Origin of the sequence: Pseudidiomarina sp. (assembly GCF_048268165.1) — a bacterium.
GTDB lineage: Bacteria > Pseudomonadota > Gammaproteobacteria > Enterobacterales > Alteromonadaceae > Pseudidiomarina.
Window position 1 is genome coordinate 1 of the sequence record NZ_JBLWWA010000027.1, and the last position, 7328, is coordinate 7328.

Annotated in this window: 9 protein-coding genes and 1 tRNA gene; 3 read left to right on the forward strand and 7 right to left on the reverse strand. The window is 43.6% G+C overall.

Annotated features, from left to right (window positions below; genetic code table 11):
- Positions 1-61: 61 nt before the first annotated feature.
- Together ACN0UY_RS12640 and ACN0UY_RS12645 are read right to left on the reverse strand one after the other, a co-directional pair.
- Positions 62-487: a YccF domain-containing protein gene (locus tag ACN0UY_RS12640; RefSeq protein ID WP_242529982.1), complete on the reverse strand. Its 426-nt coding sequence runs from the start codon at positions 485-487 to the stop codon at positions 62-64.
- Between the two features lie 303 nt (positions 488-790).
- Positions 791-964 carry a hypothetical protein gene (locus ACN0UY_RS12645; protein ID WP_175527641.1) on the reverse strand — a complete coding sequence of 58 codons (174 nt, stop codon included), beginning with the start codon at positions 962-964 and terminating at the stop codon, positions 791-793.
- 212 nt (positions 965-1176) lie between these two features.
- On the opposite strand from ACN0UY_RS12645, the gene bfr (ACN0UY_RS12650) reads away from it, so the two are divergent.
- Positions 1177-1650: a bacterioferritin gene (gene bfr, locus ACN0UY_RS12650; RefSeq protein ID WP_206834902.1), complete on the forward strand. Its 474-nt coding sequence runs from the start codon at positions 1177-1179 to the stop codon at positions 1648-1650.
- A 2-nt stretch (positions 1651-1652) separates the two neighbouring features.
- Positions 1653-2120, forward strand: coding sequence for a bacterioferritin (gene bfr / locus ACN0UY_RS12655; RefSeq protein ID WP_091826643.1), 468 nt, complete (start codon positions 1653-1655; stop codon positions 2118-2120).
- Positions 2121-2600: 480 nt separating this feature from the next.
- Here the strand turns inward: bfr (ACN0UY_RS12655) and ACN0UY_RS12660 are convergent, their stop codons facing one another.
- The 5 genes from ACN0UY_RS12660 to ACN0UY_RS12680 form a co-directional block, all read right to left on the reverse strand.
- Positions 2601-3080, reverse strand: a complete 480-nt coding sequence (locus ACN0UY_RS12660) for a hypothetical protein (RefSeq protein WP_417667564.1) — start codon at positions 3078-3080, stop codon at positions 2601-2603.
- Between the two features lie 78 nt (positions 3081-3158).
- Positions 3159-4178 carry a hypothetical protein gene (locus ACN0UY_RS12665; protein WP_417667566.1) on the reverse strand — a complete coding sequence of 340 codons (1020 nt, stop codon included), beginning with the start codon at positions 4176-4178 and terminating at the stop codon, positions 3159-3161.
- A gap of 442 nt (positions 4179-4620) precedes the next feature.
- Positions 4621-5016, reverse strand: a complete 396-nt coding sequence (locus ACN0UY_RS12670) for a hypothetical protein (protein WP_417667568.1) — start codon at positions 5014-5016, stop codon at positions 4621-4623.
- 642 nt (positions 5017-5658) lie between these two features.
- Positions 5659-5985 carry a DUF6538 domain-containing protein gene (locus tag ACN0UY_RS12675; RefSeq protein WP_417667570.1) on the reverse strand — a complete coding sequence of 109 codons (327 nt, stop codon included), beginning with the start codon at positions 5983-5985 and terminating at the stop codon, positions 5659-5661.
- A gap of 98 nt (positions 5986-6083) precedes the next feature.
- Positions 6084-6171, reverse strand: a tRNA-Ser gene (locus ACN0UY_RS12680).
- Positions 6172-6378: 207 nt separating this feature from the next.
- Between ACN0UY_RS12680 and ACN0UY_RS12685 the strand changes: the two genes are divergently transcribed.
- On the forward strand, positions 6379-7328 hold a 950-nt coding region (locus ACN0UY_RS12685; protein WP_417667572.1), incomplete at its 3' end, for a calcium/sodium antiporter.

Sequence of the window (7328 nt, forward strand, 5' to 3'; positions counted from 1 at the left end):
CCCAATCGTAAAATATTAGAGACAACAAATATATATTCGCAACGTATTGAATACTGGCTGGTTACTCAAGCGGGGTGTTGAAACGAGTATCACTGCGGACCACTGTCTGCCCCACCGGAGCCAGCGCAATCATCGCTAGTTTGAGGTGCTGAATGCCGAAAGGAATGCCAATGATGGTGATAAAGCAGGCCAGTGCCGACATTAAATGACCAATTGCCAGCCATATACCGGCGAAAATGAACCAAATGATGTTGCCAATCAGCCCCAAAACCCCAGTGCCAATATCGTCACGACCCGTCAAGTCGCGACGGTTGACCGGTTCCTTGCCGAACGGGAAAAAGGCAAAACTGCCTATTACGAAGCATGAACGCGCCCAAGGGATACCCACAATGGTGATTAACGCCAGCAAGCCGGCCAGCCACCAGGCCAACCCCATCAGCACACCACCCAACACGAACCAGAGAATATTACCCAGTACACGCAGCATTTGAATGATCCCTCACATATGCAAATAAAGTTCGAGCCATTGTTCCACTATTTATCCAGTAGAGCGAGAGGCAAGACAAGGGATGTTCTCTCCCTTAATACATACCAAAAAGCCGAGCCCCTCACGGGGCCCGGCTTTTTACTGGTAAGCCAGAGATTACTTGGCTTTCTTGAGCAGTTTTTTCAGACCTTTCAGCTTGCCTTCGTGCTTGGCAATTTTGGCCTTGCGTGCCTTGATCTCTTTCTTAACGGCTTTGGTCTTTACTTTGTTCGCCATGGTCGTTCTCTCCATCTAATGAGCAGACTATTTCTGTAGCGAAGCATGTTCGGCTACGAAGCTGCGAATAAAACGTCGAATTTCACGTGCTGCACTGGTATCCAGTTCATCACAAAGCGCGACAAACTGATCGCGATCTTCATTATTGATCCGGATAACCAGCTGGCTGTTTTTGGGTCTGCTTTTCTTTTTACCGCTCATTAAAAGCCTCCCAAAGCTGCCTGCAGCGACTATCGACTGACAATCATATGTATATACAAAGCAAACCATAGCAGCTGACAGAGGCAGGGTCAAACTGCCTTAACCAGAGGCAGACCTATTCACATCTTTGCTAAACTGGTGACCAGCTTAAACGTGCAACCGCATTCAAATCATCGGGGCCAGAAAAGGCATCCGATCTCAGGGGGACAATGATGAAGCATGACGATACGCTGGTGCAGCAACTGAACAGGGTACTGACGCTTGAGCTTACATCCATCAACCAGTATTTCCTGCATGCTCGCATTTTCAGGAACTGGGGGCTGGAACGACTGAACCACAAGGCCTACAAGAAATCGATTCTTGACATGAAGCAGGCCGACCGGTTGATTGAGCGCATTCTGTTTCTGGAAGGGCTACCCAACCTGCAGCACCTGGAGCGCTTACGCATCGGTGAAGATACCGAAGAGATGCTGCAGGGGGACCTGAGCCTTGAGACTGACCAGATTGCGCTGCTGCGTGATGTGATCGCCCAGTGCGAAGCCGGTGGTGATTATGTCAGCCGCAAGATGCTGGTCGACATTCTGGAAGAAGAAGAGGAACACCTGGACTGGATTGAAACCCAGCAGCATCTGATCCGCGAAGTAGGTATTCAGAACTACCTGCAATCGGCCATTGAGGAGGATTGATTATGCAAGGCAAGCAAAATGTCATTGACGCACTGAACAAGCTACTGGCCGGCGAACTGGCCGCCATGGATCAGTATTTTATCCATTCGGAAATGTATGCCGACTGGGGGTTCAACAAGCTCTATGAGCGCATCGCGCACGAGTTTGATGATGAAAAGGGTCACGCCAAATTGATGATTGAGCGCATATTGTTCCTGGGTGGCACACCGGACCTGGTAACACGCGAGCCCATTCATGTCGGCAAAACCGTCCCGGAAATGCTGCAGAATGACCTGAACACCGAATATCAGGTCGTGCATAACCTTAAACAGGTCATTGCGCTGTGTGAACAGGAACAGGATTACCAGACCCGAGAAATGCTGCGTCAGCAACTGGCCGATACCGAGGAAGATCATGCCTACTGGCTCGAAAAGCAGCTGGGGCTAATCAACCGTGTTGGCCTGCAGAACTACCTGCAGTCACAGATGTAATTTTGGGGACCGACCTCCGAGCGCGGTCGGTCATCCCCTCTGTTTTAACATCCGGCCCACAGCGTGTGATCGAAGAGGGAGCTAGCATTATAAGTCTCGGTGAATCCACCGAGGCTCTTCAGAACCGTCCAACAGGCGCTGCCAATCAACAAGAGACCCTGTATTTATTCAACGATGCTGATTTGCTTGAGTTTAAACATGGGAAATGGCGGTCAGGGAGGGATTCAGTTAAACGAATCAGAATGCCCTAATTAACCACTAAGTTGTTGACTTATATGAATCGAAACGAGATATAAATGCAACTTTCAAACGTCATGGTAGATCTGGGTTTTGGAATAGTCAAGCTTGCTGATTTATCGGTCGGCCTGCCCTATGCCATCTCTCTTCAAAGAAACTCATATTTCCAGATCTTAAAAGGAATTCCACCCAGCATTCTAGACCGTACTCTGCCTTCGAACTTTCTCTGAAATATCATTATGTTCAGTTTTTATAAATGGAGAAATAAGTGCATGAAATCCAAACCGTACTAATGCAATTTTTGACCGAATGTTCTGGCATCTGCTCTTCGTTCCGGGGAACAGCCGAGCAAAACATATCTATTTTTTTATCAATGTCGCCTGGAGTTAGCTCGTGAGCCATAGCATTTCTAAGCTGATTCAATTTCGCGATCGCATTCCAAAGCCAAGTTTCACCTTCTGGAAGTTCATACATAGCTTTTGCCAAGCTCAAGTACTGCGCGAAGCTGAACCTTTGAAGTTCTTCAGGCTTTAGCAATCGATCATAGACCATTACTCTGACCTGCTCTTCAACAAGTAAATGTCCCTTGAGCACGATAAGGGTAAGATCCTCCAACATCAGGAAATTATTCCATGCCCGAACAAAAACATTAGAGAATTTTTGTTTTTGCTTATCGTTTGATAACAACTCACTCAATTGCTTTAGGTTATTTTCATTATGCATTTCAAACACCCGCTTATTATTGAATAATAAAAGTATTTTTGTCAGTACAAGTTACTGATTATTAAATGTATAATTATGCTAATTCATACCTGAACAGAGATTGTAAGCTACTTCCCTAGCTTCTATCAGGTTGGATAAACCAAAAGAGTCACTCTTTATATCAAATTCGTCATGGAATTCTTTTGGGCTAGATATATTTATATTAATAGAAGATTCCGAAATCAAAGCTTCCATAAGTAATTCACTTGCAATAAAATTTGTAAATGAAACAGATGATAAATTGGTTATAATATTGCTTGTTGCAATGTATAAGGGATTTATGTTAAATGTCTCATTGGATGCTATTATTTGAAATATTGGAGTTATTCCTTCAAACTCCTGAATATCATTTGATTGAGTTGTCCAGCTCAACCACAAAACGTCAGTTCCACAGGAATTCTTTTGCTTTATGAATCCGAATTCATGACCATGTACAGTTTTTCCATTTGTTTTATATATTACGAATTCATGTTCGTCGCTAACTATCCAATTGCCAATATGTAATCTCTCACTTTCTTCTACATTTAATTTATATTCAGAATATTGCTCTGCAATTTTAGAACATGATTCTTTATTTATGATTATTTCGCTAATATAATTATTTTCTTGGTCATGGTATTCAAATATATAGTCAATACCGCTATCTATCACCGCTCTTGTTGGAGGGTATGTGCAGAGTGCGTTAATTTGTTTTTTATAAATAACACCACCTTCTTTTAAAAAATCATCTTTCAGAAGTGAAGTGACTTCATTTTTTGTATTTATATTTTCCCATCTAGACGATTTATTATTAATTAGATCACTAAATAATTTATCAACATTAATTTCAGCTAATTGTATTACACCACGATTAGATCCGAAAATGCGTGTTACGCTTGTATATTGATCTATAGTGTTTCCATATTTATTCATATGTTCAGATTGCGTGCTGACAATTAAATTTATTGATTGATCTCTACCAGTTCTTTCAACCAGTTCAATATAGCTTTGATATTCTAGATCAGATTCGATATTTTCAACATTAGCAATTACTGTTTCGGAGATTATTATCAATAACAAAAAATAGCCGATTTAATTATATTTAATTATCCTAGTTAAATAGCATCAAGAAAAGACCATAAAAAGGGATGAAAAATGAAATAAGCAGATCCATTTTATCACCATAGATATAAGCAATAATCATATTGATTGGAAAATATCCTAAAACAAACAATAATATCAATGATATCGAAATTATATTATCAAAAATTTGTTTCATTTTTTGGTTGGTATCCTTTTAAGATAGTAAATAAAAACATCATTTTTATTTTTTAGTAAAAATTTTATTGAAACTGTTTAGTGTGCCTTGTTCGTGATTGTAATTTAGCATATAAAGTCTATCATTAACCATATAAATTAATGATTCTAAAAATCAGGAGATTTCTTCGAATTAATGATAGAGTGCTGAATACGAGAATGCAGTACCATATTGTCTAATTAAGTTTGAACCTCTCTAGATATATCAGCTTCCGCTGATATTACCTATCAATAGACTCTGAATATACCTAAAATGCTTCTCTAGTGCATCTCTTTCTTTCAAATGAGGGTAGTCTTCAACTGTGACAGAACGTGCCCTCTGAAGTGATTTTAGAGCATCTTCTGTAACACGATGCTGACGTTGCATCGACTTTTCTTTACCTGTTTGTCTACTCAACTTATCAACCTTGGCACGTAGCTTGGAAAGTTGATCATTCAGTCTGGCTTCAACCTTCTTCTCAACCCGTTGCGTAATACCAAATAAACCAAGGAACTTACCCATGAAGCCATCATACTTCGACATCTGGCGGATTCGGTCATCTAGCGTCGATTTTAATTTAATAGATTCTTCTTTGAGTTCAGCCGCTTCTCTAGCTTCCACCTCTGCCTTTTCCTTGAGTTGTTGTGCTTCGGCTAACTTTTTGGCAATTTATGAACTAACGTATCGGCCCCAACGGCTTCGACCACATTTTTCATATAGCCACGGTACTTTCTATAGGTCGCATCACCCTCGATGCACACGCCCTGCGCGACATTATCAGCAAAAAACGGGCTGTTAGCGCTTCAATGGTAATGGTTTCATCTGAGCACGTTGCTTCAGGCGAAACTAATGATTCTATTGGCTGTTCAGGGGAAATGGGGGGGGGCAGGTTCAGCCTGCTCTTCATCGGCGCTGAATGGAGTGTCTGGTTCTGGCTTTGATTCTATTTGTGATGCAATCAGATGATCCCACACTTCATCGGGCAAGTCTGGAACAGGGTCTGGGGAATAGTTATCAAGCTCAGTGACGGGACTGAAATACCACGTGGGGCTTTGGGGTATGAAATCGTTCAATAGAGACGAACAGGAAATATCATCCTGTTGTATTAACGTATGCGCGAAATAATGCTCTTTGGTTTTAAGTAATGCCAGCGCTTCAACATCGCGTTCAAGTGAGCCGAAAATTAAATGCTGTAATACTACCGTCGGGATGGGTGTGGCGAATGAGTTCCATCATAGTGTAAAAGTCCTTTTTTGTTACGGCCTACCGGTTGCATAGCACGTCTCCTGAAAATATGGTTATATTATTTGAATTGATATTATGCAGGTTTAATATATCTTTTTTGAATATATGAAATCGACATAACTGCATTTTATAGTAACACTTGATAAACAAGTCAATAGATTTATTGACAATATTTACATATTGATATACACGCAGTTTCGCTTGGGCATGTGTTTTGGTTTTGAGCGAGAATCGAAGGTCAGCGCCAATGGCTGGAAAGTGTTCTAAAAAGGACTTCGGAAGGACATAACGGAAGTAGTAAACGCCCGTTGGTTTGCGATACGTATGCGGAATATGTGCTGGCATGGCTGTCGCCTCGTACTGTCACCGTTAAGTGGCACATTTACATGTCCTAACGATTTTCAACAGCTAGATTTGACATAGCCCTTTGATTTCAAAGGAAATGGCGGTCAGGGAGGGATTCGAACCCTCGATACGTTGCCGTATACACACTTTCCAGGCGTGCTCCTTCAGCCACTCGGACACCTGACCGCATTGTGCAATTGATGCTGTTTTTGGCTGTCATGGCGACCGCCTCATCAATTGAGGTGCGCATTCTAGCAGACTGATTTCAAAGCACAACATCTGGCCCTACTTTTTTTGTCGGTGTCTGTACCCAGACCAAGACGTGGGCCATTTGGCGGGGTATCATGCCGCTATTGCACAAACCGTTCGACTATTCAGGGAGTTCTGTTACAGATGTTAATGCCAATTTTGGCCGTGGTTGGAGGTCTGGCTCTACTGGTGTGGAGTGCTGACCGTTTTATTGACGGAGCGGCAGCAACCGCGCGTTTTGCCGGGATGCCACCTTTACTCATCGGCATGGTAATCATAGGTTTTGGTACCTCTGCTCCCGAAATGGTCGTTTCGGCTTTTGCTTCGGTCCAGGGTAACCCTAACCTGGCACTGGGGAACGGCTATGGCTCCAATATTGCCAATATCGCACTTATTCTGGGCCTGACCGCCCTGCTCAGCCCTATTGCGGTTCATTCCCAGATTTTGCGCAAAGAGCTGCCGCTGCTGACCGTGTTCACTTTTCTCGCGGGTTACCAGTTGCTCGATGGACAGATTACGCGCGCTGAAGCAGTGGTACTGCTGATTGTGTTCTTTGCCATGATGGGCTGGTCAGTCATGCAAGGCATACGCCAGCGAGGCGACACCCTCGGCAACGATATGGAACATGAACTGGAAAGCGAGCCAGCCATGACACTGGGCAAGGCTATCTTCTGGCTGCTGCTGGGGCTGGTATTGCTGATCGTGAGTTCCAGAGTCCTGGTGTGGGGCGCTGTGGACATTGCCAGTGCGCTTGGCGTCAGTGATCTGATTATTGGTTTGACTGTAGTGGCAATCGGCACCTCCCTGCCGGAGCTGGCGTCCTCTATTATCGCTGTACGCAAGAACGAACATGACCTGGCTTTGGGCAATGTAATCGGCTCGAACATGTTCAACACCCTGGCGGTTGTTGGTATTGCCGGCGCCATTCACCCGATGTCATTCAGCCCTGAAGTCCTTACCCGAGACTGGGTCGTAATGGCGGGCCTGACACTGTCGTTGTTTATTCTGGGCTATGGTTTCAGAGGCAAGGGCCGAATCAATCGCATTGAAGGTGGCTTGCTGGTAGCGGTATTTGCTGGCTATACCACGTGGCT